The organism is Edaphobacter bradus (genome assembly GCF_025685645.1).
Taxonomy (GTDB): Bacteria; Acidobacteriota; Terriglobia; order Terriglobales; family Acidobacteriaceae; genus Edaphobacter; species Edaphobacter bradus.
On record NZ_JAGSYF010000001.1, the window covers coordinates 116,957 to 143,228 of the forward strand.

Here is a 26,272-nt window from a genome sequence, read left to right on the forward strand (position 1 = left end):
AGGATGATCAGGATTGGGAGAGTGGCGGCTTGAGGCGCATCTGGCGATTGTTGGCGTATGTGCGACCGTATGCCCTGTACTCAATGGCATCGGTTGTGCTGATGGCCATCGTTGGAGCGATGGCTGCGTTTCGCATCCTGCTCATCAAGCCGATCATTGACAACGTGTTGAGCGCGAAGGCCGCGCCGGACAAGGTTCTGATGTTCAGGGTGCCGCATTCGCAGGTGGACATCAATCTGCAGGTGCTGTTTCCTCATCGCTTTCACAATGCATGGACCGTTGTGGCGGTGGCGCTGGTAAGCTCGGCGGTCATCAAGTCGATTTGCGACTATCTGGGTACGCTTCTGGCGAATAAAGCTGGATTCGGAATGATCACAGACCTGCGGAACGATCTTTACAACGCTCTTCTGCGGAGGTCGGTGGCGTTCTTCCAGAAGCATACGACCGGGACGCTGCTTTCAACATTGATCAACGATGTCGAGCGCGTGCAAATGGCGATGTCCACGGTGCTGAGCGATTTTCTCCAACAGCTTTTTACGCTGATTTTCATGGTGGGCGTCGTGGTTCTCGTCGGCGGCAAGATGGCCTGGGTGCTGCTGCTCTTCATTCCAGTCATTCTCGGTTCTGCGCGCCGAATCGGGCGCAAAGTGCGGACTACGACTCGGACAGGTCAGGACAAGCTGGCTGAAATTCAGAATATTGTGCACGAGACAATCACAGGGAACCGCATCGTCAAAGCGTTCGGTATGGAGCTATGGGAGATGCGGCGGTTTCGAAAGGCGGCGGATCGCTTGCTGAGCGCAAATTTGCGGTCTGTTGCTGTGCAGTCGATCAGTTCGCCGCTGATGGATTTTCTCGGAGCAATCGCGATTGCGCTGCTGCTGTATCTGGGGCGGCTTCAGATCCTCCACGGAGATAGCGCGGGTGGTTTTACCGCGTTCCTGGGCGCCGTTGTCATGCTTTACGATCCGGTCAGGAAGTTGCCTGTGTTCTACAACAGCTTTCAGCAAGCGCTGGGAGCGAGCGAAGAGATCTTCAAGTTCATGGACGCGCAGGATGATGTGGTCGAGAAGAAGCGCGCCTATGTGCTGAAGGGGTTCCAGAAGGAGATTCGGTTTGACCAGGTGGGGTTTGGGTACTCCGATGATGGAGAGGTCCATCAGGTGCTGCAGGAAATCAACCTTGAGGTGAAGCCGGGTGAGGTGATTGCCCTGGTGGGACCAAGCGGTGCAGGGAAGTCCTCGTTGGTGAATCTTATTCCGCGGTTCTTCGACGTGACTGAGGGCAGCATCTCGATCGATGGGCACGATCTTCGGGATGTCACGATCGCTTCACTGCGGCAACAGATCGGCAAGGTGACGCAGGAGACGGTTCTGTTCAATGACACGGTGCGGAACAACATCGCGTATGGGCAGCCGGATGTTCCGATGAGCAAGGTGGAGGAGGCGGCGCGGATGGCGTTGGCGCACGACTTCATCATGAAGATGCCTGAGGGGTACAACACGAGGATCGGCGAGAAGGGAGTGCGCCTGAGTGGAGGCGAGCGGCAGCGGTTGGCGATCGCGCGGGCGATCCTGAAGAATGCCCCGATTCTGATTCTGGACGAGGCGACCTCGGCTCTCGATACGGAGAGCGAACAGTATGTGCAAGCCGCGTTGGCGAACCTGATGCAGGGCAGGACGGTGTTTGTGATTGCGCATCGGCTTTCGACGGTGCGGCGAGCGACTCGGATTGCGGTGATTGAGTCCGGGCGCATCACGGAGATGGGGACGCATGAGGAACTGATGCAGAAGTCGGGGACCTACCGGCGGCTGTATGACATGCAGTTCGGGGAAGAGCGTGTTGCGGTTCCGGTCCGGAATGGGGACGCCGTGGCGGTTGCTGGACTGGAGGGGATTGCTTGAATCCGATTTATTCGATGACAGGGTTTGCGAGCCAGCGTGGAGCAGTTGAGAACGGGCCTGGTTTCACACTGGCGATGAAGAGCGTGAACCATCGCTTTCTCGATCTGCATATGCGGCTGCCGGGATACTGCGACGGGCTGGAGATTCAGCTCCGGAGGGTTCTGAAGGAGCTTCTGCGGCGCGGCCACGTCGAAGTGTCGTTGCAGGTGGAGCGGCACACGACAGCGCAGATTCAGTTGAATACGGAGCTGCTTAACGACTACATCGAAGCATTTCGGAAGGCCGCGGAGCTGCACGGTTTGGCGAATGAGCCCGATCTGAATGCGATGCTGCGCGTTCCGGGGATGATGAGCGTGGAGAGCAGTGTGGGAGCGGAGGCGAGCTCGGATCTGGATACTGCAGTGCTGGCGCTGATTCCTGAGGTGGTGACGAAGCTGAATGAGGGTCGCGCAGCAGAGGGTGCTGCGCTGGCGGCGGAGCTGCGCGCTTCGATGGGACGGCTGGGAGCATTCGGCGAAGAGATGGTCGGACTGCGCAATGGCGTTCGCGAGGCGCAGTTCGAGCGGTTGCGGGCGCGGCTCACGGAGTTGACCGATGGCGTAGCGGTGAGCGAGGAGCGGGTGCTTTCCGAGGCCGCGGTGCTTGCGGAAAAGAGCGATATCGAAGAGGAGATCGTTCGGCTGCGGACGCATGTGGCGCGGTTTATCGCGCTGCTCGACGAGGGCGGCGAGCTTGGCAAGAGGCTGGACTTTCTGCTGCAGGAGCTGAATCGCGAGGCGAATACGATGCTCTCGAAGACGAGTGCGGCGACTGGCGAGAACAGCCTGCGCATAACGGAGTTGGGGCTGGAGATGAAGGCTGAGATCGAGAAGGCGCGGGAGCAGGTGCAGAATCTGGAGTAGTCGCCGTTGCAGCAGGTAAACTTCAGATATCAGACAAAAAGGCAGCGCAAGGGGCGGATGGCAGGAATACTTTTCATTATTTCGGCGCCTTCAGGTTCGGGGAAGTCGACTCTGGTGAGTCAGCTCCGGTCGATGGTGGAAGGGTTGGAGTTTTCGATCTCGTATACGACGCGCCCCTCGCGTGGTTCGGAGGAGAACGGGCGCGAGTATCACTTTACGAGTCGAGAAGAGTTTGAGCGGATGATTGCCACCGGAGACTTTCTGGAGTGGGCGGAGGTTTTCGGGAACTACTACGGCACGGCGCTCTCGGCGCTCGATCATGCGAAGGAGGCGGGGAAGGACTTGCTGCTGGATATCGATGTGCAGGGCGCGGTTCAGGTGATGAAGAAGTTGCCTGAGGCGGTGTCGATCTTCATTCTGCCGCCGAGTCCCGAGGTGCTGGAGATGCGGCTGCGGAACCGGAGCGCAGCCGAGAAGATGACCTCGGAGACTGTGATCCAGAAGCGGCTGGCTGAGGCGCGGAACGAACTGAAGCAGGTCTGGGACTACAAGTACGCGCTGGTGAACGATGTTCTGGAGCAGGCTGTGGCCGAGATGCGGGCGATTGTGTTGTATGAGCGCTCCGCGCGCGAGGCTGTGGAGACGCTTGCGAAGAGCTGCCGGACAGATGCCGCTTCGCCAAAGCTGCGAGCTGTTTTGAACGCGTTTGGCGGATAATGGCGGCAAGCTTAGCGAAATTGATTGATTTTTTTTTGGGCTGAGGTACATTCAGACCACGGGGTGAACGCATGACAACGGAAGGCCCGATGTTCAATAAGTACAGCCTTGTGAAGGGTGCTGCCAGGCGGGCTCGTCAACTGCAGTCCGGCGCGGCTCCGCTGATTACGGCGAAGTCGATGAAGGCTTGCCGCGTGGCGCAGGACGAGATCAGGCAGGGACATGTGAAGTTCGTGCTCGGCGAAAAGCCGGCGGAGCCGACGTTGGAGAACACACTGCATCACTAGCCGCGATAGCATAGAAGTCATGGCAGGCGAGGTTGAAGATCAGCTGCGGGCGTATGTCGAATACCTCCGCGATCTTGGTGTGCATGACTTTTACCGACGTGGCGAACCGGTAGTTTTCGAAGAGCCGGTTGCTGCTCCGGTGGCGGCTGCCGCCGAGGTGCAGCCTGCGGTGGTGAAGCCGGTGGTTGCGCCTGCGCGGCCGGTTGCGGTTCAACAAGAGACGAAGCCGGATATTTTCAAGCCGGATTTTGCGGAGTCTTCCATTCCAAAACCTGTGAGTTTCGATTTGCTTGCTCCTTTGCCTGCGAGCCGGCTGGCGGCAGAGGCGCGTCCTGCTGCACTGAAAGCGATCCTGGACGAGATCGGCGATTGTACGCGGTGTCCTCTGGCATATGCTGGGCGGCACACGATTGTGTTCGGCGAGGGCGATCCGAGCGCGCGGTTGATGTTTGTGGGTGAGGGGCCGGGCGCGGATGAAGATGCCTCCGGGCGGCCGTTTGTGGGGAAGGCCGGGCAACTGCTCAACAACATGATTGGCGCAATGGGGCTGACGCGGGAGCAGGTCTACATCGCGAATATTGTGAAGTGCCGGCCTCCGCAGAACCGCGTGCCGGAGCCGGGCGAGGCGAATACGTGCTCGCAATTTTTGCTGAAGCAGATTGATGTGGTGCAGCCGGAGGTGATCGTAGCGCTGGGGGCGACGGCGGCGACGTACCTGCTGGGCGTGAAGCAGTCATTGGCGGGCCTGCGCGGACAGTGGCATGGCTGCCGCGGGGCGAAGCTGGCGGTGACGTACCATCCGGCGTTTCTGCTGCGGGATCCGCGGCAGAAGGCTGAGGCATGGAAGGACCTGCAGATGGTGATGAAGGAGATGGGGCTGAAAGCTCCGGCGAAGGGGTAGTACCCCTCCCCCTTGGTTTTTGCGTAAAATATTCAAAAATCATGGGTTAGGCTGGGACCTCCTGCGTAAAATATTCCATCTCAAGGGTTTAGCGGTCAAAATATTCAAAACAAAAGGGTTGCGGGTTAAAGGAAAAAGCCCCGAGATAACCGGGGCTTTGATCTATTTCTATTTTATCAAGTTGGAGAAACTAGTCTGCCACTTGGAAGTCGTTGATTTGGATTGGGTTGAGTGGTTTGGGGGCTTGACAGGATTTTCTGTGGACATCATGAAGTCTTCTCGGATTGTCATCGCGGTCGCTTCAGTTCCCGGAAGGAAGCTTATGGAAGTTCGTACAGGCTGAGCTTGTTTGGATTGCCTACGGCGAAGAGATGTCCATCAGGGGAGAACGCGGTCCAGGATTGTCGCTCCGGCAGGTCGTCGACGGAGATCGTTGCTATTGGCTTGGCGGTGTTTGTGTCGTAGATGAAGAAGCGCTCGTAGAGGAGCATGGGTGGGTCGCCCCGTTGATCGCTTGCCTGTAGCGCAAAGCGCGTTCCCATTCGATTCACGCCGGCGAAGGTGGTTCCCAGTCCGGGGTTGCGGGTTTCGCTGATGATCTTTCCTTGGGCGTCCAAGATGCGGATGCTGCCGCAGCTAATTGACAGGATTCGATCCTGTGTCAAGAACTGGGGGCGTAGGCCGCATACACTGTGGAAGATCAGTTTGCTGCCTTGTGGATCGGTTTTAGTAATAAAGGCGTACTCGTTTGGGTAGTCTTTTAGCCAGAAATGGTTGTCACTTAGCATTGCCTGCCGACTGATGGAGGTTGGCACAGAATCCGACAGACTCACCAAAAAAACGAAACTATTTGCATCGAGCAGCGTGGTACTGGAAGTGGTGCCGGAATAGGTTTCCGCCGCTAAGGTGGTGCCGTCAGGAGAGATATTTATCACTCGGCCATGGTCCGGAGTGAATGTCTTTCCCGTTGGGGAGAGGTCCGGCTTGAGTTGCTGCAATGAGCCGTTCTCAAGGATGACGTGATCGGTATTCGTCGCGAAGAGCAGAGGCGTAGCGCCCCAACGTGCCATAAACTCCGTCTGATTTTTCACTGCTCCGGTCGCAGTATCCAATGACGATATGCAATATTTGGACATCGGTCGCTTGCCATCATAGAAAGGCCTCTCGGCGTCAAAGACCGCAACGATACGGTCACCCGCAAAGACCGTGTGGCGCGTTGCCTCAAACTCCGAGCCAGTATTCATGGCCTGCCATGTTCCGTTCTGGAGCACGACTGACCATAGCTTTCGCGGTATGGGCGGCAGTTTCTGAGCAAAGAGCAACGCGCTCAGGTATGGCGCGAACAGAATGAACAGGGCGGCTATTTGAGTGGCGATGAGCTTCTTGTTTGACAGAAGCTTTCGCGCCGATGCAAGCCTTTCGGAGACGAGGAGAATCAAGGTGGCCACAACTGCCCAGCGAAGTGGGATAGGCTCATCGAGATTGTTGCGATACCAAGCAAACGCGGCAAGAAGCAGGAGTGAAATTGAGAATCCCCAATGCAAGCATGAGGCCCATCGGGCACGGAGAGCGAATCCTACAGCAAAGACAGGTGGAAGGACCCAAAGCAGGATGACGGCGAAAAAAGTCAAGAGATCGATCACATGCAGGATCAGAGAGGGGGTGCAGTTGAAGTGGAGGGAGGAAGCCAGCGCTAAGGCTGGGCGGTCGAGCAGAACGGAAAACTCAAGTCCGGCCATGGCCGCCAGGGTGCTGAGTGCAATCGTTGGAAGAACGAAAAGCCACTTCAATAGCGTTCGCCAATTTATTTGCATTGGGGGAAGTATATCTACCCGGGCCCGTGAGGATGGCGATAGCCGGGTGCGTAAGAGGTTTTGAGTCACTTTTCGAACGACACCCGGCAGTGGCTTCCCGAATTGGTTGGGCGGTCCGGGCGAAATACAGGGATTCTTCGCTGCGCTCAGAATGACCGCTCTAAGACAAGAAGCGCAAATGAGGTCTCGCTAAGCTTTACGGTGGAGGGATGCGGACGGTGTTTGCGCGGCAGGAGCGTAGAGGGCCGCAGGCGGTGGGGTGGAGTTGTTTGTCCATGCAGACCTCGATGGCCGTGAGGTAATTGTTGCCGCAGCTGAGCACTAGGCTGGAGGCGGGGATGCCGGGGTTGCTGGCGGTGAAGAGGCCAAGAATCTGGCTCGGTGGGAGCGAGATCTGTTGCGTTAGCTGGGTGAGGGTTGGCGGGATGGCGACGGATTGGACGGCGTTGCGGGCGGTGGTGAAGAAGGCATCGGCGGAGAGGCCGGAGCAGGTGCCGTGGGTCTGCCATTCGTGGCGGAGGAGGCCGGGGTCGGGGTAGATGTCTGCGAACTGGCTGGGGTCGGACGGTCCGGGGGCGTCGGAGCAGTGCTGCGGGTAGGTTCCGTCGGTGTTCTGGGGCCAGAGTCCGTGGAGAACGAAGGTCAGGTGCTGAGCGCACTCGGGGGCGGTGCGGTGGGAGTAGCAAAACTCGGGCGACCAGGAGAGGTTGAGGAGGTAGTAGTCGAAGTTTTGTGGGGCGGTTGGCAGCGGGGCGTTGGTTGTTGCGGTGCGATGTTGAATTGCGGGAGTAGCGCGCTCGGATGAGGGCTGTGGGGCTGAGTTGCAGGCTGCGATGGGGAGAAGAAGGCCGAGGAGGATGGGAAGGGTTCGCTTCTTCATGGGGAGTCAGGATAGCAAAGTGTCAGGTTGGTGAGACCAGACATCTTGAATCAAGGATTCTGAATATCAATGTAGGAAGAAAACGTAGGTGGAAAGCTGGAAATCAGATCCCTCCACTCTGCTTCGCTCCGGCCGGGATGACAATTTGTGAGTCGAATTGTCTCAGAGCTAGAACTCCAGCTGCGGTATTTTTGAAGGCATGAGTACGAGTGATTTTGTCTTGCAGGGCGGGCATGTCCGGCTTGAGCTTCTGTCGCATGGGCATGTTGACGGGTTGGTGAAGGCTTCGGCGGGGGACGCGGAGCTTTACAGGTGGAGTGCGGTGCCGCAGGGTTTGGATGCGGTGACGAAGTATGTGGAGACAGCGCTGGAGTGGAAGGCGGCGGGGACGGCTGTGCCGTTTGCGGTGATTCGCGTGGCGGATGGCGTGGTGATTGGGTCTACGCGGTTCTTCGATATTGAGCGGTGGGCGTGGCCGGAGGGGCATGAGAGGTTTGGGCGGGGCGCTCCAGATGCCTGTGAGATTGGGTATACGTGGTATGCGCGGGAGGCGATTCGGACGGCGGCGAATACGGAGGCGAAGACGTTGATGCTGACGCATGCCTTTGAGGAGTGGAAGGTGTTGCGGGTGTGTCTGCATACGGATGTGCGGAATGAGCGTTCGCGCGCGGCGATGGAGAGGATCGGCTGCAGGTTTGAGGGGATTCTGCGGGCGCATCGGATGGCGACGGATTTTACGGCGCGGGATTCGGCGCGGTACTCGATTGTGGCGGCGGAGTGGCCCGAGGTGAAGGAGAGGCTGGCGGGGCTGATGCGGTGATGGTTGTTAGTTGTTGGTTGCCAGTTGTTCGTTGTGGGTGGCATGTGGAGGGATTGTTGTGATTCACTTCTGGGCATGGCTAACAAACAGACTCGCCGCAACTTTCTTTTGACGGCTCCGCTTGCCGCCGCAGTCGCTGTTCCCATGACCGATACGCTGCTTCGTGCTTCGACCGCTGTCGCCGAGGGGGGGCAGTCGGGTGTGGTTGGAGGGGCTGCGACGTTTCAGGTGTTTTCAGCGCAGTCGATTGAGGGGCTGGTGAAGGGCTTTGAGGCCGCGCCGGGGTCCAAGGACTTGATCACTGCGAAGGATGTGGCGGTGACGATGACGGTGAGCGCGGAGGAGAAGAAGGCCGCGAAGGAGTTTGAGTATCATGCGCACCGCGACCACGTCTTCCAGGTGCTCGATGGCTCGACGCGCTATGAGTTGGGTGGGACTCCGAAGAATACGCGGGAGACGAAGCCGGGGGAATGGTTGGCTCCGGAGTCGGAGGGGTTCACGACGGTGACGCTGAATAAGGGCGATTATCTTTCGGTGCCACGAATGACTCCGCATAGGCGGATCACGGAGGGAACGGTGAGCCTGTTGCTTATCAGTGCGACGACTCCAGCTTAGGAATTGGCGGTTTTTAGGACACGTCACCTGGTATGGTTGTCAGGTTTTGATCCAAATTCCCAGACTTGTTCCTCGTATTGAGTGGCTCCGTGCAAGGGGAAAACCTGGGTCAGGTGGTAGTTGTCTTGAATGTACTGACGGAAGGGTGCGGCGTGGTCGCGGGCATCTGAGGACTTCGTACTCTCGGACAACAACACAACGAAGTGTGGCGGGTGCCGCTGGAGCGACTGTACGACGGCAGATACCTGCTCGGGGCGAGTGAAGTCGTTGTAGCTGACGAACTCGGAGGGGGTGGGGTTCGCGAGCGAGAGATAGAGGCAGAGAGCGGAGCTGTTGAAGAAGAGCTCGGATGGGTGGGTCCGTTGAGCGAGCCATTGAAATTCATGGTAGACGAGGATGTCGCTGAAGGCCGTTTGGCCGATCGGTAGATTCAGTGTGGCGTGCCATTGGGTCTGGCGGCGGAGGGGCAGCAACAGAACAAAGAACGCCGCCAGGATGCAGAGCAGATCGCGGACGAATCGAGCAACGCGACTCGGCTGGCTGAAGAGCCAGGTGCAGATGAGGATGGCAGGCGGAGCTACGGTGCTGAGTCGAAAGAATCTTGGCCCGCTGGCGACAGCCAGAAAGAGAGCGAGACCTGTGAGATGGAGGAGGACAAGGTGCTGTCGAAGGCGAGAAGGCAGATCGCTGCGCCTCTGCCACAGATGGTAAAGGCCGAGGAGATAGATATAGGGAACGATAGCGTAGATGAAGACGAAAGGGATCAGGCGAAGGATGTCGGCTGGTGACTGGACCGGCGGGAACTGACGGAGATAGGTTCGGGGCGAGTTGACCTCGCCAGAGGAGAGAAATCGGAGCGGGAACAGGACGAGATCGAAGAAGATGGTGCGGAAGCCTGCCTTGTGGCTGTAGTAGCCGAGGACGCAGGAGAGGATCAGGGCGAATGGCAGAACGAGAGCTCCGAACAGCATCAGGATACCGGAATCCTCCGCCTCTGATCGCTTGAGCCATAAGAGGTAGATGGCCAGTGCGAGGAAGGTGAGCGCACCCTGGGTCTGAGTAAAGAGAGTCGCCAGGGCGCAGAGTGAACCAGCGGCGACGATCCGCTGGAGGTTTGCGCCGCCCATAAGGACACTGACTGCAGACAGGGCGGCGAGAGTGCTGTACCAGTGGTGGGTGAGGTCGAGGGCGCTCGAGAAATCGAAGACAAGGAATAACAGGGCCGGGAGCAAAATGAGCGGACCATGGAGTATTCTGCCGGCGATTCGTGTGATGACACAGGCGAGCCCGAGCCCGAGCGCGATGCCCAAGGCCGGCATGACCCAGGCGTGGATTCCGAGGAGGCGGAATACCGCGGCGTAGAGGAGGTCAGTGCCGGGGGGGACGATCTCGAAGAAGTCGCGATAGAGAACCTGGCCGTGAACGATACGCACGGCGCGAGAGAAGAAGAGGATCTGGTCGCCTATACCGACAAAGGGAGTGTCGGGAAGCAGGAAGGTTCGCAGGTAGAGGAATACGAGGGCACCGGCGAAGGAGAGGGCGAGGATGGAGCGAGAGAGGCGCTCCACTGCCTGCGGCGGATTGGGTTCCGTCATGAGAGGACCATCATCGGAATAATGCCATGCCTAACTTTGGGAAACAAATTCATACGAAGTTCTGGAGCGAGCTAAGCTGGAGAGATGCCTCTGTTTTGCGATGTTGCTTTGCCGGTACCGCTGGACCAGACGTTTACCTATGCGGTGAATGGTGTGGTTCCGGTGGTGGGGGCGCGGGTGCTGGTGCCTTTCAGCGGGCAGATGTTGATGGGCATCGTGCTGCGGGTGCACGAGGATACGCCGGCGGAGGGGTTCGAGATCAAGCCGGTGCAACAGGTGCTGGATGATGCGGCACTGCTTCCGGATGAGTTGATGGAACTGGCGCGGTGGATCGCGGGGTACTATGTGGCTCCGCTGGGCGAAGTGCTGCGGGGGATGCTTCCGCTGGGGGCGGAGGTGAAGCGGCAGGTGGTGTACAGGATCGCCGAGGCCGGACGGCGGGTGCTGTATGAAGGCGCGGAGAAGGGAAGTTCGCGGCGGTCGCGGCTGACTCCTGAAGAGCAGAATCGCGAGTATTCGGTGCTGAACTATCTGGAGGGTGGTGAGGCGGCGAAGATGTCGGCTTTGCGTTCGGCTACAGGGGCGAACAAGAGTTTGCTGGAGGGGATGGTCAGGAAAAAGTGGCTGACACGCGAGGCTGTTGCTGAGGAGCGGGATGCTCGGCGGCTGGAGAAGGTGGCGGTGCTGGTGGGGCAGGGAGTGGCTGCCAAGGAGAAAAGCAGATCCTTCGACTTCGCCAGTCGCGGTGACGCCGCGACTGGCTCCGCTCAGGATGACACTCCAGTTTTAAGTTTCGGAGGAAAGAGACTGCCCAGACTCAATGAGAACCAGTTGGCGGTGATGGCGGAGCTGGCAGCCGTGGATGGGCGGATGCGTGTGCGGGATCTGCAGGAGACGCTGCGTAGGGCTGGCGTGCCGGAGTCTACGCTGGGGACGCTGGTGAAGCGTGGGCTGGTGGCGATTGAGGAGGTCGCGGAGGATTTTCGTTTCGGTGGCGTGGCTCAGCATGGCAAGAAGCATGCGCATCAGCATGATCTGAACGAGGCGCAGATGGAGGCGCTGGCGACGATTGCGGCGGCGATGGCGAAGGGTGGGTTTGCGCCACATCTGCTGTATGGGGTGACTGGCAGCGGGAAGACGGCGGTTTACTTTGCGGCGATGCGGCGGGCGCTGGATGCGGGGAGGTCGGCGCTGCTGCTAGTTCCGGAGATCGGGCTGACTCCGGCGATGACGGGGCAGCTGGTGGCAGCGTTTGGAGACGAAGTGGCGCTGCTGCATTCGCAGTTGACTCCGGATGAGCGGGCTGAACAGTGGCATAGGATTCGGCGCGGCGAAGCGAGGGTGGTGGTGGGGACGCGGTCGGCAGTGTTCGCTCCAGTGCGGGAGCTGGGGCTGATCATCGTGGATGAGGAGCATGACGGGAGCTACAAGCAGGAGGAGACTCCGCGATACCACGGGAGGGATGTGGCGGTGATGCGGGCGAAGCTGAGCGGATCTGGGGTGGGGGCAGTGGTAGTGCTGGGGTCGGCTACGCCATCGCTCGAGAGCTGGGCGAATGCTGAGAAGGGACGGTATGCGCGGGTGGAGATGCGGCAGCGCGTGGCGGATCGTCCGCTGCCTGCGGTGGAACTAGTCGATATGCGACAGGAGTTCCGCGAGACCGGGCAGGAGCAGATCTTTTCGCGCAAGCTGATTGAAGAGACGCAGGCTGCGCTGGATCGCGGGGAGCAGGTGATTATTCTGCTGAACCGGCGCGGGTATTCGTTTGTGGTGATGTGCAGGAGCTGCGGGGAGAAGATCGAGTGCGAGAACTGCGCGATTTCGATGACATATCACAAGCCGGTGTCAGGGAGTGATGCGATTGCGCAGCCGGGGCAGCGGCTGGAGTGTCACTACTGCGGGTTTCGGCGCGGCGTGCCGAAGGTTTGTCCGAAGTGCGGGAGTGAGCACCTTTACTACCTGGGAGCGGGGTCGCAGCAGGGCGAGGAGCGGTTGCAGGAGATCTTTCCAATTGCGCGGATCGGGAGGATGGATCGCGATACCGTCAGAGGACGATCCGACATGGAGCGGTTGCTGACGCGGCTGCATGCGGGCGAGATCAATCTGCTGGTGGGGACGCAGATGATCGCGAAGGGGCATGACATTCATGGCGTGACGCTGGTGGGCGTGGTGGGAGCTGACTTTGCGCTGGGGCTGCCGGACTTTCGCGCGGCGGAACGGGTGTTTCAGCTGCTGACGCAGGTGTCAGGCAGGGCGGGGCGTGGAGAACTTCCGGGGAAGGTGTTGGTGCAGACGTATCATCCAGACCATTATGCGGTTAAGTTCGCTGCAGAGCATGACTATCCTGGGTTTGTGGCGAAGGAGATGCAGTACCGGCGGTGGATGCACTATCCGCCGTATGCGGTGCTGGCGAATGTGGTAGTGCAGAGCGAGCGGTTGGAGGAGGCGACCGGGTGGTCGGGTGCGCTGGGACGGTGGTTTCAGCAGACACGGCTGGAGAGGGTGAGAGTGCTGGGGCCAGCGGCAGCGCCTATTGTGCGGCTGAAGCGTATCTACCGGTACCACTTTGTATTGAAGGCAGAGCGGCGGCAGATGCTGGGGGAGGCTCTGCGTGCGATGCTGCGGTTCGCAGAGGCACAGGGGATTCCGCGTCGCAACCTTGTGGTGGACGTAGATGCAGTGCACCTGATGTAGATCCACCGCTGTCGAGTGCGGCTTAGTCGATCAAGTGGAGTTCTTTACCGGGTTTGAAGCGAACCGCTTTGCCAGGCGCAATCGTGACCTCGGCTCCGGTCCTTGGATTGCGGCCGATGCCGGTCTTTCTTGGTTTGACGGTGAAGACGCCGAAGCCTCGCAACTCAATGCGATCACCTGCGACCAGTGATTGCTTCATGCTCTCGAAGATAGCGTCTACCGCGGCCTCTGCTTTTGTACGTGGCAGGCCGGTACGCTCAACAACCCGCTGTATGAGATCCTGCTTTATCATTCTGGGCCGCCGTCCTTGGGCTGTAAATTTTGGTAAAAAAGAGCTTGCGTGACCTGGGTTAGTACCGTGATGGTAGAAATTCGAATCGAGATTGTCAACGGCAGAACGCTACCGTAAGATGAAGAATCTAATGAGGCAATGGAAGATTGTGGGCTGCCGCCCCCATTTTGCCACGACACGGCCTGGTTGACACATAAATTGGATGGAGAAGGGAAGCAGAACTAGTGGCAATTAAAAGCGACAGCTGGATTCGCCAACAGGCGATCGAGCATGGAATGATCTCGCCGTTCAGCGAGAAGCAGGTGCGGGAGGGCGTGATCTCATACGGTCTCTCTTCCTATGGGTATGACCTGAGGGTTTCGGACGAGTTCAAGATCTTTACGAACGTGAACAGCGCGATTATCGACCCGAAGGACTTTGACGAGCGGTCGTTTGTGTCGGTGCAGGCCCCGAGTGTGATCATTCCGCCGAACTCGTTTGCGCTGGCGCGGTCGATTGAATACTTCAAGATTCCGCGGGACGTGCTGACGATCTGCGTCGGCAAGTCGACGTATGCGCGCTGCGGGATCATCGTGAATGTGACGCCGTTTGAGCCGGAGTGGGAGGGGTTTGTGACTCTCGAGATCTCGAACACGACGCCGCTGCCGGCGCGGGTTTATGCGAACGAGGGCCTTTGCCAGATTCTTTTCTTCCAGTCCGATGACGTTTGCGAAGTAAGTTATGCAGATCGTAAGGGGAAGTATCAGAAACAGCAGGGGATTGTTCTGCCGAAGCTCTAGATCTCTTGTTGCGGGCCATTTTTCGGGAATAGCTGCGCGAGACCATTGTTGAGCAGCACAGGTCATGAACATGAGCAAGCCTCAGTTGCGGATGGGCCTGATTGCCACGGACCCGCTGCGCATTCTCGGATTGCAGACGATCTTTTCCGAGGGTGGCAAGGCGGAGGTGATCCCTCTGTCGGTTCCGGGCGCGCTGGACGAGTCAGGGGTCTCGCTGATCCTGATCGACGCGGCGTGCACGGACCACCTGTTCGAACTGATGGCGACGTTCCGGCGATCGCGACCGCATCTACGGCTGATTGTGATTGGGCTTGAGGACGATCACGATTACATCCAGAGGGTGATCGGGGCTGGCGCTAAGGGCTATCTGACGCACATGGCCAAAGAGAACGAGATCCTGCTGGCGATTGAGATCGTGCAGGACGGATCGATCTGGGCCCCGCGCAAGGTGTTGGCACGGCTGCTGGAGACAGGGACGGAGCTGCGGGCGGGGGATGCGAGTCCGAGGTTCACCGGGCGGGAGAGCCAGGTGCTGAAGCTGCTGGTGGCAGGGCGGCCGAACCGCGAGATCGGGACGGCGCTGGGGATTGACGCCGCGACGGTGAAGGCCCACGTGGGCCGGCTGATGCGGAAAGTGGGAGTGGATAACCGCATTGCACTGACGATGCAGGCGGTAAGCCGGAACCTGGTGGAGAAGTAAATCGTTAGTCTACGGCGGGATAACCGGTAACGCGACAAGGCGCGAAGGTCTACAGACCTCCGTACCGTTGTGGGATACCGGGGGGTAAGGCAAAGTTATCTCAGCAACACAGACCTGGGAGAGGGGTTGTAGAGAGCGCGTCTGGCTTCGGCCGGGCACTATCTCTACAACCCCATTTTTTTGTGGGGGCGTATGATCTTTAGCTGTCGGGCGCGCGATCTAAGCGCGGTACAACCCGTAATGCTGTGGCTTCCATCTCATATCATGTTGGAAACAACGGCTTTGTACTCGAGGGTACAAATTACTTGCCCGTAAGGCGAAAGGCTACAAACAATGATCAGGTTGAAGAAGCTTCATGTGATTGCGTGCGGACTGGCTTTGATCGCCAGTTCCCTGGCGGCTTTTGGAGCAACAGATAAGGAAAAGCTAACGCAGCGGATGAACGATGCCAGCGCCGTCATTACGCAGGTTATGGCTGCCCCGGACAAGGCGATTCCATCGGGCATTCTATCTGACGCCAAGTGTGTCGTGGTTATTCCAAGTTACAAGAAGGGCGCGTTCATCCTAGGGGCGGAGTATGGTCAAGGCGTCGCAACATGTCGCACACCGAGGGGGTGGAGCGCTCCAGTGTGTGTGCAACTGGAGGGCGGTAGCCTGGGCTTCCAGATTGGCGGTCAGGCGACGGACCTTATTCTGATTGCCATGAACGATCAGGGATTGCAGGCCATGTTGAAGAACAAGTTCAAGGTTGGCGCGGATGCTGCGGCATCAGCAGGCCCGGTAGGCCGGGACGCGAAGGCGGGAACCGACTGGAAGTTGAACGCAGAGTTCCTGACGTATTCGCGCAGCAAGGGCTTGTTTGCAGGTATCGACCTGGATGGCACGGTGCTGTCGCAGAATGAGGACGACACCAAAGTGTTGTATGGCGCGGGCATTCCGTTTGAGACGATCCTGAAGGGAAACCAGGCGACCCCGATGGAGGCCCGTCCTTTTGTGCGAACCGTGGCAAAGTACTTTGTTGTGGCCAAGAGCACGAAGTAAATCGAATCTTGTTTCGAAGGTGGAGTTGAAGTAGAACGGTAAAGGCAGGGGCGGCCGAATGGCCGCCCTCTCTTTTGATTTGAATACGGATGGGCCAGACGAAGGATTTGAGCGAAGTCAGCCAGAGAGAGCTTCCTAAGGAACGGGTTAATCTCCGTGAGACGGTGGAGTTCGCGGCGGTGTGGGTGCTGGTTCATGCGATGGGATTGTTGCCCCGCAGGCTGGCACGATGGGTGGGCGCTGGGATTGGCTGGGCAGCATATGAGGCCCTGGGGAGACTGAGGCGAGTAGGGCTGAGGAATCTGCAGCTTGCCTTTCCAGAGATGGGAGTGGAAGAGCGGGAGCGGACGCTGCGAGCGGTCTACAGAAATCTCGGCTGGTTGCTGGCGGAGTTCTGCCTGATGCCTGGTTACAGGGCCGAGCAGGCCAGCCGGTTTATCCGGTATGAGGGGTTGGAGAACTATTTAGCGGCGCGCGACAAGGGCAAGGGCGTTCTGATACTCACGGGGCATCTGGGGGCGTGGGAGCTTTCGAGCTTCTATCACTCGCTGATGGGGTATCCGATGGCGATGGTGATACGGCGGCTGGATAATTCGCTGGTGGATATGTTCGTCAACCGGATCCGGTGCATGCATGGCAACAGGGTGATTCATAAGGACGACTTTGCGCGCGGGTTGATTGCGTCGATGCGGGGAGGCGAGACCGTCGGGTTTCTGATGGATACGAATATGACTCCGCCGCAGGGGGTGTTTGTGCCGTACTTCGGTGTGATGGCGTGCACGGCTGCGGGAATGGCGAGAGTGGCAGCGAAGACAGGAGCAGCGGTGGTGCCGGGATTTCTGCTGTGGGAGAAGAGTGAAGAGAAGTATGTGCTTCGCTTCGGCGAGGAACTGAAGGTGGTGGATACGGGCGATGCCGAGCAGGATGCGGTGACGAATACGGCGGCGTTTACAGCAGTGATTGAGTCGTACGTGCGGCGGTATCCTGACCAGTGGCTGTGGATGCACCGGCGCTGGAAGACGCGGCCGGCGGGAGATGAGGCGATCTACTGATGGCGGCGATGCGTGAGGTGGCGGAGTGGGTTGGGGCAGAGGCCCTATCGCTTTCGGGTGATGTTGTGCGGGTTTCGGGACTTGATGCGGCTGGGGCCGATGCCGTGGTGTTTGCGGTCGATGAGGCTGCGCTGGCCGAGGCGCTGAAGACGAAGGCCGGGGTAATTCTGGCCCACCGGAGGCTCAGGGAGCGGACGGAGGATGCCCGGATTCTGTGGGTGGCGGATCCGAGGTACGCGTTTGCTGTGGTTGCGAAGAGGCTTGGCGGGAAGGGATTTACGGCTGGGGTGCATCCGACGGCGGTGGTGGGCGAAGACGTTGGGATCGGCGAGGGGAGTGTGGTTGGGCCGGGCGTGGTGCTGGGGGATCGCGTGCAAATCGGCAGGGATTGCAACATTCAGGCGAATGTGACGATCTATGCGGACGCGGTGCTGGGGGATCGCGTCGTAGTGCAGGCAGGAGCGGTGCTGGGGGCGACGGGGTTTGGGTATGCACGGAGCGCGGAGACGGGAGAGTATGTGATCTTCCCGCAACAGGGACGGCTGGTGGTGGAGGATGATGTCGAGATTGGGGCGAATACGACGATCGATCGCGGGGCTCTTGGGGAGACGAGGATCGGGCGAGGGACGAAGATCGACAATCTGGTGCACATCGGACATAACTGCCTGATCGGAAAGAATGTTGTGATTGCGGCGCAGACGGGGATCTCGGGGTCGAGCGTAGTGGAGGATGGCGCGGTGCTGGGCGGGCAGGTGGGGATAGGGGACCATGCGACGGTGGGTGAAGGAGTGATTCTGGGTGGCGGGGCTGGGGTCCTGAGCGGGAAGAAGATGCGCGGGAAGGGCGAGGTCTTCTGGGGGCGGCCGGCGCGTCCTCTGAAAGAATATTTGAGGGATCTGGCTCGGTTGCGGAAGGGTTAGGAGCCGGGCGCAGGCGGTGCGAGATGGCGGTTGTTGTGGTAGGCGGGCAGTCGCAGAATGTGGGGAAGACGAGCGTGGTGGCGGGGTTGATCGCCGCAATGCCGGAGATGCGGTGGACGGCATTCAAACTGACGCTGTTCGGGCATGGGATGTGTTCGGCAAATGGAGAGCCTTGCGACTGCGAGACGGCGGAGCATACCGTCGCGGTGAGTGAGGAGCGGGATTCGAATACGGGGACGGACTCGGCGCGGTTTCTGGCGGCGGGGGCGGTGCGGTCGCTGTGGGTGAGGACGCGCACGGGCGATCTGGCGGAGGCGATGCCACGGATACGGAAGGAGTTAGAGGGGGCAGAGAATGCGATCTTCGAGTCGAACAGTATCTTGCGGTTTCTGCGGCCTGATCTGTACCTGAGCGTGGTGGACCCGGGGGTGTGGGACTTCAAGGAGTCGGCGCGGTTGTATCTGGACCGTGCGGATGCGGTTCTGGTTCCGGAGGGCGTGCTGGGAAGGCCGGAGTGGAACGGAGTGTCGCTGAAACTGGTGGAGGGAAAGCCGGTACTGCCGATGCGGCCTCCGGTGTATGTGACAGAGGAAGTGGTGGGGTTTGTGGCAGAGCGACTAGGACTTAGAAAAAAGGCATGGTGAGCAGCAATCCAGATGACAGGGCAACGGCGTCTCTCCAGAGAGAGGCAGGCGCGACGTGGCTGTTTCATGACAAAGGATTGACAAACGGCGGAAGCGGGATGCGAGAGACTCAAGTTGCACGACTGGTTAGCGGCTTGGGTCAGGTACATGTGTTTTTTCGTCAGTATTTTCAGTAATGTATTGATGAGTTTTGCACTGGTTGGATAGCGCAGGGGCAGATTTCGGGGCTACACTCCATCTACTGAAGACGTGCGATATGGATACGCAAACGCTTGTGATTGCGAATGCGCTGCTCTTCGCGCTCTATGCCGGCGTGATGCTGGTGAACGCGCGCGTGGTCGGGGGGACGCGCGGCGCGATGTGTTTTGCGGCCTCGAGCCTGTGCTGCGGCGCGGCGATGCTGCTGGTAGGCGTGCAGTGGCTGCGGATCGCTCCGGTGGGTCTTGTGCAGGCGGTAACGGCGATTCTTGCAGTGCTGGGCCTGATTCTGCTGCATCAGAGCTTTGCCGAACTTCTGGATCGCGGGCCGATATTGCGTTGGGTTCAGTCCGGAACGGTGGGGCTGGTTCATGTAATCGCTGGGCTGCTGATCCTGGTGCCATCGATGGCCCCGAAGCTTGAGGCGGTGCTCTACGTAATGCTCGGCCTGCAGTTGGCTGCGATCTCGGCGGTGGTGCTTCGGTTTTCGGCTGAGGATACGAGGCTGGCGGGATGGCTGACGGGCCTGGCGCTGTCTGCGTTCGCGGTGATTCAGTTTGTGCGAGCGGACGTGATGACGCGATATGGTACGCCGGCATATGCGATCCAGTCGCAGCAGATCAACCAGATATGGCTCGTGGGCGGGCTGATCACGAACGCTGCGGTTGCGTTTGGCTTTATGGCGCTGTCTACGGCAAGGCTGCGGGCGGACCTGCTTTGGCGGGCGCAGGTGGATGAACTGTCGGGATTGCTTAACAGATGGGCGCTGAAGCGTTTTGCGACGCAAGAGATTCAGCGATGCAAGAGATCGAGGGGCACGCTCGCAATGATGATGATGGATCTCGACGGACTGAAGGAAGTCAACGACTCGAGGGGACATGCCTGTGGCGATGTGGTGCTGCAGGCGGTGGCGGGCGTGCTGCAGGAGACGGTCCGGGCGCAGGATTCGGTGGGAAGAATTGGGGGCGACGAGTTCTGCGTGCTGCTGCCGGAGACGACGCTGGATGAGGCGATGGCGGTGGCGGAGCGGTTGAGGGAGCGGGTCGAGATGCTGGTAATCCAGTATCTCGGCGATACGGTGAGGGTGAGTATGAGCGTGGGGGTGACGTCGTCGGATGTCTCGGGACTGGTGTGGCAGGCGCTGGTGGATCATAGTGACTCCGCCCTCTATTCGGCCAAGCGAAATGGCAGAAACAAGGTGGTCGCGGCCGCAATGAGGGACCTGCCGATTCGTCCTTACGGAGAGAGGGGCGAGAGCGTCATGGCTGCGCGGCGTAGCTCGTGATGCGGAGTGCGGTGGTGAGATTCAGATCGATTGGACGGGCAGGAGCATGAGGTCGTCGATGAGGCCGACCTCTTTCTGGACAAAGGGCTCTGCATAGCGCACTCCCGCGAGCAGGCCGTAGTGGCGCGCAGTGGCGAAGGTGCGCTCGCGAATGTCTTCCTCGGGGACGAAGAGAGCGCCTCCGGTGGACTGCGCGGCGTACTGGGAGCGATAGGTGAGGAGCGACTGGAGCCTCTGCTCTATATAGGGTGTGATGTCGACGACGAAGGAGGGGCGGACGTCGGCGTAGAGCGAGGCGTAGAGGATCTTGTAGGGGCGGTGCGGAGCGAGTTTTCCTGCGTCCGGGATATCTACCTTGGCGAGCCCGCTGACGAAGCAGGCCTCATAACCCAGCGTGGCCGTGGTGTAGTGGTCGGGGTGGCGACCTTGCCAATAGGGCAGGATGACGACGCGGGGCCGCAGGCGGCGGAGGACAGCGGCGAGTTTGAGGCGGTTCTCGTAAGTGTTCTGGACGTTGCCGTCGGGAAGGTCCAGAGCCTCACGGTGGGCGACGTTGAGGATGCTCGCGGCGGCTGCGGCTTCAGCAGCGCGATCGGCGGCGGTCCCGCGAGTTCCGGACTCGCCCTGTGTGAGGTCGAGGATTCCGGTGCGCCAGCCGCGAGCCTGCATTGCGAGGAGGGTTCCGCCGCAGGTCTGCTCGACGTCGTCACGGTGCGCGGCGATGGCGAGGATGTCGACGAGGCAGGGAGTAGGGAGTAGGGAGTAGGGAGTAGAGGGCATAGTGGCCTATAGTTTAGCGACTAGAGAATTCAGCATCTTCGCCACTTCGTTGGAAGGGCTTTCCGCTTCTCTTAAGAGTCCAGGATCTCCATAGCCGAGTTCGACTGCGATGAAGAGCTGTGTTTGTAATTCGAGGTTCGAACCTCGGGCTATGCCCAGAAACTGCTTGTACTCACCCTTGGAGTTGCGGCCATAACCTTCGGCTATGCTGCTGGCCACGGAGACTGCGGCGCGGCGCATTTGACTCGTCAGGCCAAATAGCTCTTCTTTCGGGAAACCTGTCGTAACGCGGTAGATGCCGAGAGTCATTTGGACGGCACGCTGCCAGACCTTGAGGTCACGGTAAGACTCCACCATCGTTGTCTTCTACTCCCCACACCCTATTCCGTACACCCTGTTTTTTAGTTGGCGTCGTTGGTAATGGCGTCCATGTAGGCAGTGTCGAGTGCGGTGCCCTGGACGGTGATGAGACTGTTGTCGATCTCAGAGCCGTCGGTGGTGTGGAAGGCGTGAACCTGGCCACCGTAGGCGGTATAGACCTTGTGGAGGTTCTGGACCCAGCAGAGACCGGTGAGGTCGCCGTAGTAGTACTGGTTCTGGTTGGTGTTGGGATAGGGGACGGAGGACGCGGAGTCCTTCGGATTGACGTTAGGGACGATGGAGGCGGTCTTGGCGCCGAGGTCGAAGCGGGTGAGGCAGTTGTAGTTCAGGCCAAGCTTCTGCCGCTCGCCGGTAGCGCAGGACTGCGAGCCGATCCAGAGAGTGTTGTCGTCGGCGAAGAGGAGCTTTGAATGGTAGCCGTCGGAGATGGAGTACTTGCCGGTGACGGTATTGGTGGCCAGGCTCATGATGGAGAGGTAGCCGGTAAAGAGGCCATCGGGCTGAAGCTGCTGGCCGGCGATGTAGAGGTTTGTGCCGTCTGCGAGGACGGTCGTCGCTCCGCCAGGGACAGCGACGCTTCCGGTGACTGGCGAGGGGTACGGAGTGGAGGTGGGGTAGTTGGTGACCTCAAGGTTGCCCTGCTGCAGGATCGTGAGGCCGGACGTGTTGCCTCCGCACTCGGAGCCGCAGTCGAGGACATACGCGGTGGTTCCGTCGAGGGAGAAGTAGGCTCCGACGGGGCGGTCGAGGCTGGGCGAGGTCGGGCTGTCAGGGACGGGAACGACGCAGTAGACCGGGAGGTTCACCGGCTGGCAATCGACAGCGCCGGGGACGGCAGGCTGATTGGCGTTGTTGTTGAGGTGAACGAGCCGGTAAAGCGTGTTGGAGTTGCGGACCATGGCGAGCACGACAGTGTCGCCCTGGTTGGCGGCTACCTTGTAGACGTTGGGCAGGCTGAGGACGTAGGACTTGCCGGTGGCGTTGTCGATGACGACGAACTCGCCGAGGGATTCGATGGCTCCGTAGACGTGCGCGAAGCCGAAGGGAACGGCGACGTCGGCGGCCTTGGCGGGCAGCGTGCCGCCGGAACCGCGGGTGGACTCTTTGCCGTAGTCGATGATGTTAAGGCTGCCATCGGAGCTGGAGTAGACGTAGCCTATGACCTGCTCAGGGAAATTGAAGATGCGGTTCGGAAACCCAGAGGCATAACCAGAGATGGAGAAGCTGGGGATGGTGTTCTGGACGTTCATGCGGATGTCGCGCAGGCTATCGAGGATCTGAAGACTTCCGGAGCTCCCGTTGGCTGTGACCGAGACCATGACACGGTTCGCCAACCTGCTGGGTGGAATGGGACGGTTGGCAAAGGTGTACGTGGGGAACTTGTAATAGTTGTGGCCACCGCAGGAACTCAGGGTAAGGCAAGAGACGGCGATCAGGAAGCCCAGAACGAACCGGGCGCCGAGAGACTGGGAAAAGAGACTGCGATTCTTCAACGGAACGAACTCCAACCTGAGCGCTGCGGCGCGTGGCATTGGCCGCACGCAGTATCGGTTGAGTATAACAAAGCGCCGTGTTTTCAGGGCTGGAGGCGGCTTTGCGATGGGCGCTCACAAGGCGGAGAAAGAGAAGGGTTTGGAGCGGCCTGATGCCGTGGCCTAAGATAGAACAAACTAGCCTGGAGACAAAGATGATCGACGCAGCAGAGCAGACGGCGACGACCGCCGAGAGGGTGAGGAAGTTGTTTACCGGCGGGCCGGTGCTGTGCGATGGGGCGATGGGCACGATGCTGTATTCGCGCGGTGTGTTCATCAACCGGTGTTACGACGAGCTGAATCTCTCGCAGTCGGAGATGGTGCGCGCCGTGCATCAGGAGTATCTGCAGGCGGGGGCCGAGGTCATTGAGACCAATACCTTTGGCGCAAACGCCTATCGGCTGGAACACTACGGGCTTCGCGATAAGGTTCGGGAGATCAACCTGGCGGGAGTGCGGCTGGCGCGCGAGAGCGTGGAGCAGATTCGCGAGAAGCAGGCCGTGGAGGCGTTTGTCGCGGGAGCGATTGGGCCGTTGGGCGTAAGGCTGGAGCCGCTGGGCAAGATTGGTCTGGATGAGGCGCGCGCGGCGTTCGCGGAGCAGATCTCTGCGATGGTTGAGGGCGGGCCGGGTGTGGGAGCGGACCTGCTGTGTATCGAGACGATGACCTCGCTGGTGGAGGCCGAACAGGCCGTCAGAGCGGCGCGGGAGGTTGCACCGGATGTTCCGGTGATCGTGATGATGACCGTGGACGAGGAGGGCAACTGCCTAGATGGCTCCTCGGCGGAGGCAGCCGCTGAGAAGCTGACGGCGCTGGGGGTCGACGCGCTTGGGTGCAACTGCAGCGCCGGGCCGGTGACGGTGCTTAGCGTGATTGAGCGGATGAGGCCGGTCACTTCGCTGCCGCTGGTGGCGATGCCGAACGCAGGGATTCCCCGCGCGGTGGAGGGAAGGACGATCTACCTAACCTCGCCGGAGTACATGGCTAGCTTTACGCGCAAGCTGGTGAAGGCAGGCGCAACGCTGGTGGGCGGCTGCTGTGGGACGACTCCCAGCTACACGCGTGCGATGCGAAGCGCGCTGCGCGCGATGGACGCCATGGAGACCGGAGCGCAGGTGATGGAGCAGAAGACAGCGACGGTGGTGGCAAGCAAGGTTGAGCCTCCGCCGCTGGCGCAGCGGTCGAAGATCGGCGCAATGGTGGCCGCGGGCGAGTTCGTAACGATGGTGGAGATCGTTCCGCCGAAGGGGATCGATTGCTCGAAGGAGCTGGATGGCGCTGCGCAGCTTCATAAGCTGGGCGTGGACGCGATCAATGTGCCGGATTCACCGCGGGCGAGCGCGAGGATGAGCGCGCAGAGTCTGTGCCTGCAGATTCAGCAGCATGTGGGGATCGAGACGATTCTGCACTACACGTGCCGCGACAGGAATGTGCTGAGCATACAGAGCGATCTGCTGGGAGCGTCGTCGATCGGGCTGAAGAATATTCTGTGCCTGACGGGCGATCCTCCGAAGCTGGGGAACTATCCGGATGCGACGGCCGTCTTCGATGTCGACGCGATCGGACTGGTAAACCTAGTGCGGAACCTGAACTACGGGTTGGACCTCGGCAAGAACTCGATCGGAGGTTCGACGGGGTTCACGATCTCGGTGGCGGCGAATCCGGGTGTGCCTGATATTGAGCAGGAGATCCGGCGGTTCGCTTACAAGGTCGAGGCAGGTGCGGAGTTCGCGATTACGCAGCCGGTCTTCGATCTGCGCGTGCTCGAAGAGTTTCTGAAGCGGATTGAAGGGTTCAGGATTCCGGTGATCGCGGGGATCTGGCCGCTGACGAGTCTGCGGAATGCTGAGTTCATGAAGAACGATCTGCGCGTGAGCATGCCGGATGAGATTATGGCGAGAATGGCTGCTGCGACGACGCCGGAGGCCGCGCGCGCTGAAGGCGTGAAGATCGCCAAGGAGATGCTGGCCGAGGCGAAGCCGATGGTGGAGGGCGTGCAGGTGAGCGCTCCGTTCGGGAAGTATCTGGTAGCGGCTGAAGTGCTGGGGCTGGCTTAGGCCTCTAAGCGGAGAGGTGTGAGTAATGGCGAACTTTGAGGAGAGCCTGACGGCGCTGGAGTCGGTGGTGGAGCGGCTGGAGCGCGGGGAGCTGTCGCTGGAGGAGTCGGTGCGACTGTTTGAAGAGGGCGTGAAGCTGTCGGATGTCTGCAAGAAAGAGCTTGAAGCGGCGGAGGGCAGGATTCAGGTGCTGGTGGACCGCGGGAAGAGTGTTGTGGCGGATTTGAATGTCGATGAGAGTGAAGAGAGTGTAGGCGAGAAGTAGAGTTGATAGGGCACAAGCGGAGGTGCGGAGGTTGGACTCTACGTTGCGGCAGACCTTGAAGGCTGATCTTTACCGTTACCGTGGCAAGGCTGACAGGCGATCCTTCTTTTCAGCATATCTTCACGACCCGGGCTTCCGATTTACCTACTACCTTCGCAAGGTCGCGTATTACAGCAGGAAGAAGCGATCGCTCGGGATATTTCCTTATCTGTATTACCGCATTCGTTATCACCGCTACCGCTTCAAGTATGGCTTCGACATCTCACCTACAACCAGCATCGGCCGCGGACTCTATATCGGGCACTTTGGCGGCGTTGTCATAAGTCCGTATGCGGTGTTGGGGTCGAATATCAACATTGCTCAGGGAGTGACGATTGGTGCGGCCAGCCGAGGACCTCGAACTGGAGCGCCTACGCTGGAGGACCGCGTGTGGGTCGGGGCGAACGCGATCATTGTGGGGAAGGTCACGATCGGCAGCGAAGCGCTGATTGCCCCGGGTGCCTATGTGAACTTCGATGTGCCTCCGAAGGCGGTGGTGCTGGGCAATCCGGGCACTGTGGTGTCGGATGCCGGGTCGGCGGGGTACGTCAACAACACGATGGATTAGCTAAGAGTGAAGATCGAGTCTAGCGGTCGCGGGTGGTGACGAAGCCGGGGACCAGAGGAGGACACACTTGACGCCAGTTGTTGGCGAGCGGCTCAAAACAGAATTAGTGGCCGATCTCAATGGGTGTTCCATTTGGAACTAGGTTCCAAATTTCATCTATTTCGGAGTCAGTGACGGCGATGCAACCGTCGGTCCAGTCGATCGTTCGTTGCAGGGGACCAAGCCAGCCTAAGCCGTTCTGGATTCCGTGAATCATTATCTGGCCGCCGGGCGCGACGCCTGCTGCTTGCGCGCGATTGCGATCTTCGTTATTCGGGTAGGAGATGTGCAGGGAGCGATGAAAGTGGCTACGCGCATTCCTGCTGTCTATGGTGTAGAGCCCTTCAGGAGTCTCGTGGTCGCCCTCACGCTGTTTTGCTTTGCCAGTGCCTCTGCCAAGTGCGACTCGGTAGGTTTTGAGAGCTTTCCCGTTTGCCATTAGAGTCAGAGAGTGTTTCGATTTGACGACCAGAATCCGATCGGCGTGTACGTTCGGTTGCGGTACGGGAGAACTAGATTTACAGCCGTTGATACTGAGAAGCGCGAAGGTCAGCAACAACGTTCCGTGGGC

26 protein-coding genes are annotated in these 26,272 nt (G+C 59.7%); 18 read left to right on the forward strand and 8 right to left on the reverse strand.

The genetic code is table 11. The annotated features are described in order from the left end of the window. The first annotated feature begins 29 nt into the window (after window positions 1–29). From OHL16_RS00500 to OHL16_RS00520, 5 genes are all read left to right on the forward strand, one after another. Window positions 30–1,904 (forward strand): ABC transporter ATP-binding protein, encoded by a 1,875-nt coding sequence (locus OHL16_RS00500; protein ID WP_263365120.1) that lies wholly within the window; start codon window positions 30–32, stop codon window positions 1,902–1,904. Beyond that, window positions 1,901–2,806 (forward strand): YicC/YloC family endoribonuclease, encoded by a 906-nt coding sequence (locus OHL16_RS00505; protein ID WP_263365121.1) that lies wholly within the window; start codon window positions 1,901–1,903, stop codon window positions 2,804–2,806. The genes OHL16_RS00500 and OHL16_RS00505 overlap by 4 nt, the downstream gene beginning before the upstream one ends. Window positions 2,807–2,863: 57 nt before the next feature. After that, window positions 2,864–3,523: a guanylate kinase gene (gmk, locus tag OHL16_RS00510; RefSeq protein WP_263365122.1), complete on the forward strand. Its 660-nt coding sequence runs from the start codon at window positions 2,864–2,866 to the stop codon at window positions 3,521–3,523. A 71-nt stretch (window positions 3,524–3,594) separates the two neighbouring features. Further along, window positions 3,595–3,810: a DNA-directed RNA polymerase subunit omega gene (gene rpoZ / locus OHL16_RS00515; RefSeq protein ID WP_263365123.1), complete on the forward strand. Its 216-nt coding sequence runs from the start codon at window positions 3,595–3,597 to the stop codon at window positions 3,808–3,810. A gap of 19 nt (window positions 3,811–3,829) precedes the next feature. Continuing rightward, window positions 3,830–4,711, forward strand: a complete 882-nt coding sequence (locus OHL16_RS00520) for a uracil-DNA glycosylase (protein ID WP_263365124.1) — start codon at window positions 3,830–3,832, stop codon at window positions 4,709–4,711. A gap of 320 nt (window positions 4,712–5,031) precedes the next feature. Here OHL16_RS00520 and OHL16_RS00525 read toward each other — a convergent pair whose 3' ends face one another. Then, a complete protein-coding gene (locus OHL16_RS00525; protein ID WP_263365125.1) occupies window positions 5,032–6,501 on the reverse strand; it encodes a hypothetical protein in 1,470 nt (489 codons plus the stop codon). Window positions 6,502–6,721: 220 nt separating this feature from the next. Next, a complete protein-coding gene (locus tag OHL16_RS00530) occupies window positions 6,722–7,405 on the reverse strand; it encodes a ribonuclease T2 (RefSeq protein ID WP_263365126.1) in 684 nt (227 codons plus the stop codon). A gap of 199 nt (window positions 7,406–7,604) precedes the next feature. Between OHL16_RS00530 and OHL16_RS00535 the strand changes: the two genes are divergently transcribed. Both OHL16_RS00535 and OHL16_RS00540 read left to right on the forward strand, forming a co-directional pair. Further along, window positions 7,605–8,225 carry a GNAT family N-acetyltransferase gene (locus OHL16_RS00535; protein WP_263365127.1) on the forward strand — a complete coding sequence of 207 codons (621 nt, stop codon included), beginning with the start codon at window positions 7,605–7,607 and terminating at the stop codon, window positions 8,223–8,225. 75 nt (window positions 8,226–8,300) lie between these two features. Further along, window positions 8,301–8,840 (forward strand): cupin domain-containing protein, encoded by a 540-nt coding sequence (locus OHL16_RS00540; RefSeq protein ID WP_263365128.1) that lies wholly within the window; start codon window positions 8,301–8,303, stop codon window positions 8,838–8,840. Between the two features lie 23 nt (window positions 8,841–8,863). Here OHL16_RS00540 and OHL16_RS00545 read toward each other — a convergent pair whose 3' ends face one another. Beyond that, window positions 8,864–10,435, reverse strand: coding sequence for a hypothetical protein (locus OHL16_RS00545; protein WP_263365129.1), 1,572 nt, complete (start codon window positions 10,433–10,435; stop codon window positions 8,864–8,866). Window positions 10,436–10,519: 84 nt separating this feature from the next. On the opposite strand from OHL16_RS00545, the gene priA reads away from it, so the two are divergent. Beyond that, on the forward strand, window positions 10,520–13,129 hold the full coding sequence (priA, locus tag OHL16_RS00550) for a replication restart helicase PriA (protein WP_263365130.1): 2,610 nt from the start codon (window positions 10,520–10,522) through the stop codon (window positions 13,127–13,129). Window positions 13,130–13,151: 22 nt separating this feature from the next. On the opposite strand, the gene OHL16_RS00555 is transcribed toward priA, so the two are convergent. Further along, window positions 13,152–13,421 carry an HU family DNA-binding protein gene (locus OHL16_RS00555; protein ID WP_263365131.1) on the reverse strand — a complete coding sequence of 90 codons (270 nt, stop codon included), beginning with the start codon at window positions 13,419–13,421 and terminating at the stop codon, window positions 13,152–13,154. 224 nt (window positions 13,422–13,645) lie between these two features. Here OHL16_RS00555 and dcd point away from each other — a divergent pair, with 224 nt between their 5' ends. From dcd to OHL16_RS00590, 7 genes are all read left to right on the forward strand, one after another. Further along, window positions 13,646–14,200 carry a dCTP deaminase gene (gene dcd / locus OHL16_RS00560; protein ID WP_263365132.1) on the forward strand — a complete coding sequence of 185 codons (555 nt, stop codon included), beginning with the start codon at window positions 13,646–13,648 and terminating at the stop codon, window positions 14,198–14,200. Window positions 14,201–14,264: 64 nt separating this feature from the next. After that, a complete protein-coding gene (locus OHL16_RS00565; protein ID WP_263365133.1) occupies window positions 14,265–14,900 on the forward strand; it encodes a response regulator transcription factor in 636 nt (211 codons plus the stop codon). 333 nt (window positions 14,901–15,233) lie between these two features. Continuing rightward, complete coding sequence (locus OHL16_RS00570; protein WP_263365134.1) at window positions 15,234–15,941, forward strand: lipid-binding SYLF domain-containing protein; 708 nt, start codon at window positions 15,234–15,236, stop codon at window positions 15,939–15,941. Window positions 15,942–16,030: 89 nt separating this feature from the next. Next, window positions 16,031–16,993 carry a lysophospholipid acyltransferase family protein gene (locus OHL16_RS00575; protein ID WP_263365135.1) on the forward strand — a complete coding sequence of 321 codons (963 nt, stop codon included), beginning with the start codon at window positions 16,031–16,033 and terminating at the stop codon, window positions 16,991–16,993. Then, window positions 16,993–17,913, forward strand: a complete 921-nt coding sequence (gene lpxD, locus OHL16_RS00580; protein WP_263365136.1) for a UDP-3-O-(3-hydroxymyristoyl)glucosamine N-acyltransferase — start codon at window positions 16,993–16,995, stop codon at window positions 17,911–17,913. Before OHL16_RS00575 ends, lpxD begins: the two co-directional genes overlap by 1 nt. A gap of 23 nt (window positions 17,914–17,936) precedes the next feature. Beyond that, window positions 17,937–18,557, forward strand: coding sequence for a hypothetical protein (locus OHL16_RS00585; RefSeq protein WP_263365137.1), 621 nt, complete (start codon window positions 17,937–17,939; stop codon window positions 18,555–18,557). 256 nt (window positions 18,558–18,813) lie between these two features. Continuing rightward, window positions 18,814–20,040, forward strand: a complete 1,227-nt coding sequence (locus OHL16_RS00590; protein WP_263365138.1) for a GGDEF domain-containing protein — start codon at window positions 18,814–18,816, stop codon at window positions 20,038–20,040. A 21-nt stretch (window positions 20,041–20,061) separates the two neighbouring features. Here the strand turns inward: OHL16_RS00590 and bshB1 are convergent, their stop codons facing one another. The 3 genes from bshB1 to OHL16_RS00605 are packed head-to-tail and all read right to left on the reverse strand — an operon-like array spanning window position 20,062 to window position 22,694. Then, window positions 20,062–20,820, reverse strand: coding sequence for a bacillithiol biosynthesis deacetylase BshB1 (bshB1, locus tag OHL16_RS00595; protein WP_263365139.1), 759 nt, complete (start codon window positions 20,818–20,820; stop codon window positions 20,062–20,064). A 6-nt stretch (window positions 20,821–20,826) separates the two neighbouring features. After that, window positions 20,827–21,177: a four helix bundle protein gene (locus OHL16_RS00600; protein WP_263365140.1), complete on the reverse strand. Its 351-nt coding sequence runs from the start codon at window positions 21,175–21,177 to the stop codon at window positions 20,827–20,829. A 44-nt stretch (window positions 21,178–21,221) separates the two neighbouring features. Beyond that, the gene (locus OHL16_RS00605) at window positions 21,222–22,694 is read right to left on the reverse strand and encodes a hypothetical protein (protein ID WP_263365141.1); all 1,473 of its coding nucleotides are present in this window, start codon (window positions 22,692–22,694) and stop codon (window positions 21,222–21,224) included. A gap of 194 nt (window positions 22,695–22,888) precedes the next feature. On the opposite strand from OHL16_RS00605, the gene OHL16_RS00610 reads away from it, so the two are divergent. From OHL16_RS00610 to OHL16_RS00620, 3 genes are read left to right on the forward strand one after another with little or no spacing between them, the layout of a single operon-like run. Then, window positions 22,889–24,790, forward strand: a complete 1,902-nt coding sequence (locus tag OHL16_RS00610; protein WP_263365142.1) for a bifunctional homocysteine S-methyltransferase/methylenetetrahydrofolate reductase — start codon at window positions 22,889–22,891, stop codon at window positions 24,788–24,790. 25 nt (window positions 24,791–24,815) lie between these two features. Continuing rightward, window positions 24,816–25,055, forward strand: a complete 240-nt coding sequence (locus OHL16_RS00615; protein WP_263365143.1) for an exodeoxyribonuclease VII small subunit — start codon at window positions 24,816–24,818, stop codon at window positions 25,053–25,055. A gap of 31 nt (window positions 25,056–25,086) precedes the next feature. After that, window positions 25,087–25,662, forward strand: a complete 576-nt coding sequence (locus OHL16_RS00620) for a serine O-acetyltransferase (RefSeq protein WP_263365144.1) — start codon at window positions 25,087–25,089, stop codon at window positions 25,660–25,662. 103 nt (window positions 25,663–25,765) lie between these two features. Here the strand turns inward: OHL16_RS00620 and OHL16_RS00625 are convergent, their stop codons facing one another. Then, window positions 25,766–26,260, reverse strand: coding sequence for a L,D-transpeptidase family protein (locus tag OHL16_RS00625; RefSeq protein ID WP_263365145.1), 495 nt, complete (start codon window positions 26,258–26,260; stop codon window positions 25,766–25,768). Window positions 26,261–26,272: the final 12 nt, after the last annotated feature.

Excerpts from the sequence above, each read along its gene's own strand:
- gmk (WP_263365122.1), top strand. The coding sequence starts at position 2,864 with ATGGCAGGAATACTTTTCATTATTTCGGCGCCTTCAGGTTCGGGGAAG.
- rpoZ (WP_263365123.1), top strand. The coding sequence starts at position 3,595 with ATGACAACGGAAGGCCCGATGTTCAATAAGTACAGCCTTGTGAAGGGT.
- OHL16_RS00520 (WP_263365124.1), top strand. The coding sequence starts at position 3,830 with ATGGCAGGCGAGGTTGAAGATCAGCTGCGGGCGTATGTCGAATACCTC.
- OHL16_RS00530 (WP_263365126.1), bottom strand. The coding sequence starts at position 7,405 with ATGAAGAAGCGAACCCTTCCCATCCTCCTCGGCCTTCTTCTCCCCATC.
- OHL16_RS00535 (WP_263365127.1), top strand. The coding sequence starts at position 7,605 with ATGAGTACGAGTGATTTTGTCTTGCAGGGCGGGCATGTCCGGCTTGAG.
- OHL16_RS00540 (WP_263365128.1), top strand. The coding sequence starts at position 8,301 with ATGGCTAACAAACAGACTCGCCGCAACTTTCTTTTGACGGCTCCGCTT.
- OHL16_RS00545 (WP_263365129.1), bottom strand. The coding sequence starts at position 10,435 with ATGACGGAACCCAATCCGCCGCAGGCAGTGGAGCGCCTCTCTCGCTCC.
- priA (WP_263365130.1), top strand. The coding sequence starts at position 10,520 with ATGCCTCTGTTTTGCGATGTTGCTTTGCCGGTACCGCTGGACCAGACG.
- OHL16_RS00555 (WP_263365131.1), bottom strand. The coding sequence starts at position 13,421 with ATGATAAAGCAGGATCTCATACAGCGGGTTGTTGAGCGTACCGGCCTG.
- OHL16_RS00565 (WP_263365133.1), top strand. The coding sequence starts at position 14,265 with ATGAACATGAGCAAGCCTCAGTTGCGGATGGGCCTGATTGCCACGGAC.
- OHL16_RS00570 (WP_263365134.1), top strand. The coding sequence starts at position 15,234 with ATGATCAGGTTGAAGAAGCTTCATGTGATTGCGTGCGGACTGGCTTTG.
- OHL16_RS00575 (WP_263365135.1), top strand. The coding sequence starts at position 16,031 with ATGGGCCAGACGAAGGATTTGAGCGAAGTCAGCCAGAGAGAGCTTCCT.
- lpxD (WP_263365136.1), top strand. The coding sequence starts at position 16,993 with ATGGCGGCGATGCGTGAGGTGGCGGAGTGGGTTGGGGCAGAGGCCCTA.
- OHL16_RS00585 (WP_263365137.1), top strand. The coding sequence starts at position 17,937 with ATGGCGGTTGTTGTGGTAGGCGGGCAGTCGCAGAATGTGGGGAAGACG.
- OHL16_RS00590 (WP_263365138.1), top strand. The coding sequence starts at position 18,814 with ATGGATACGCAAACGCTTGTGATTGCGAATGCGCTGCTCTTCGCGCTC.
- bshB1 (WP_263365139.1), bottom strand. The coding sequence starts at position 20,820 with ATGCCCTCTACTCCCTACTCCCTACTCCCTACTCCCTGCCTCGTCGAC.
- OHL16_RS00600 (WP_263365140.1), bottom strand. The coding sequence starts at position 21,177 with ATGGTGGAGTCTTACCGTGACCTCAAGGTCTGGCAGCGTGCCGTCCAA.
- OHL16_RS00610 (WP_263365142.1), top strand. The coding sequence starts at position 22,889 with ATGATCGACGCAGCAGAGCAGACGGCGACGACCGCCGAGAGGGTGAGG.
- OHL16_RS00615 (WP_263365143.1), top strand. The coding sequence starts at position 24,816 with ATGGCGAACTTTGAGGAGAGCCTGACGGCGCTGGAGTCGGTGGTGGAG.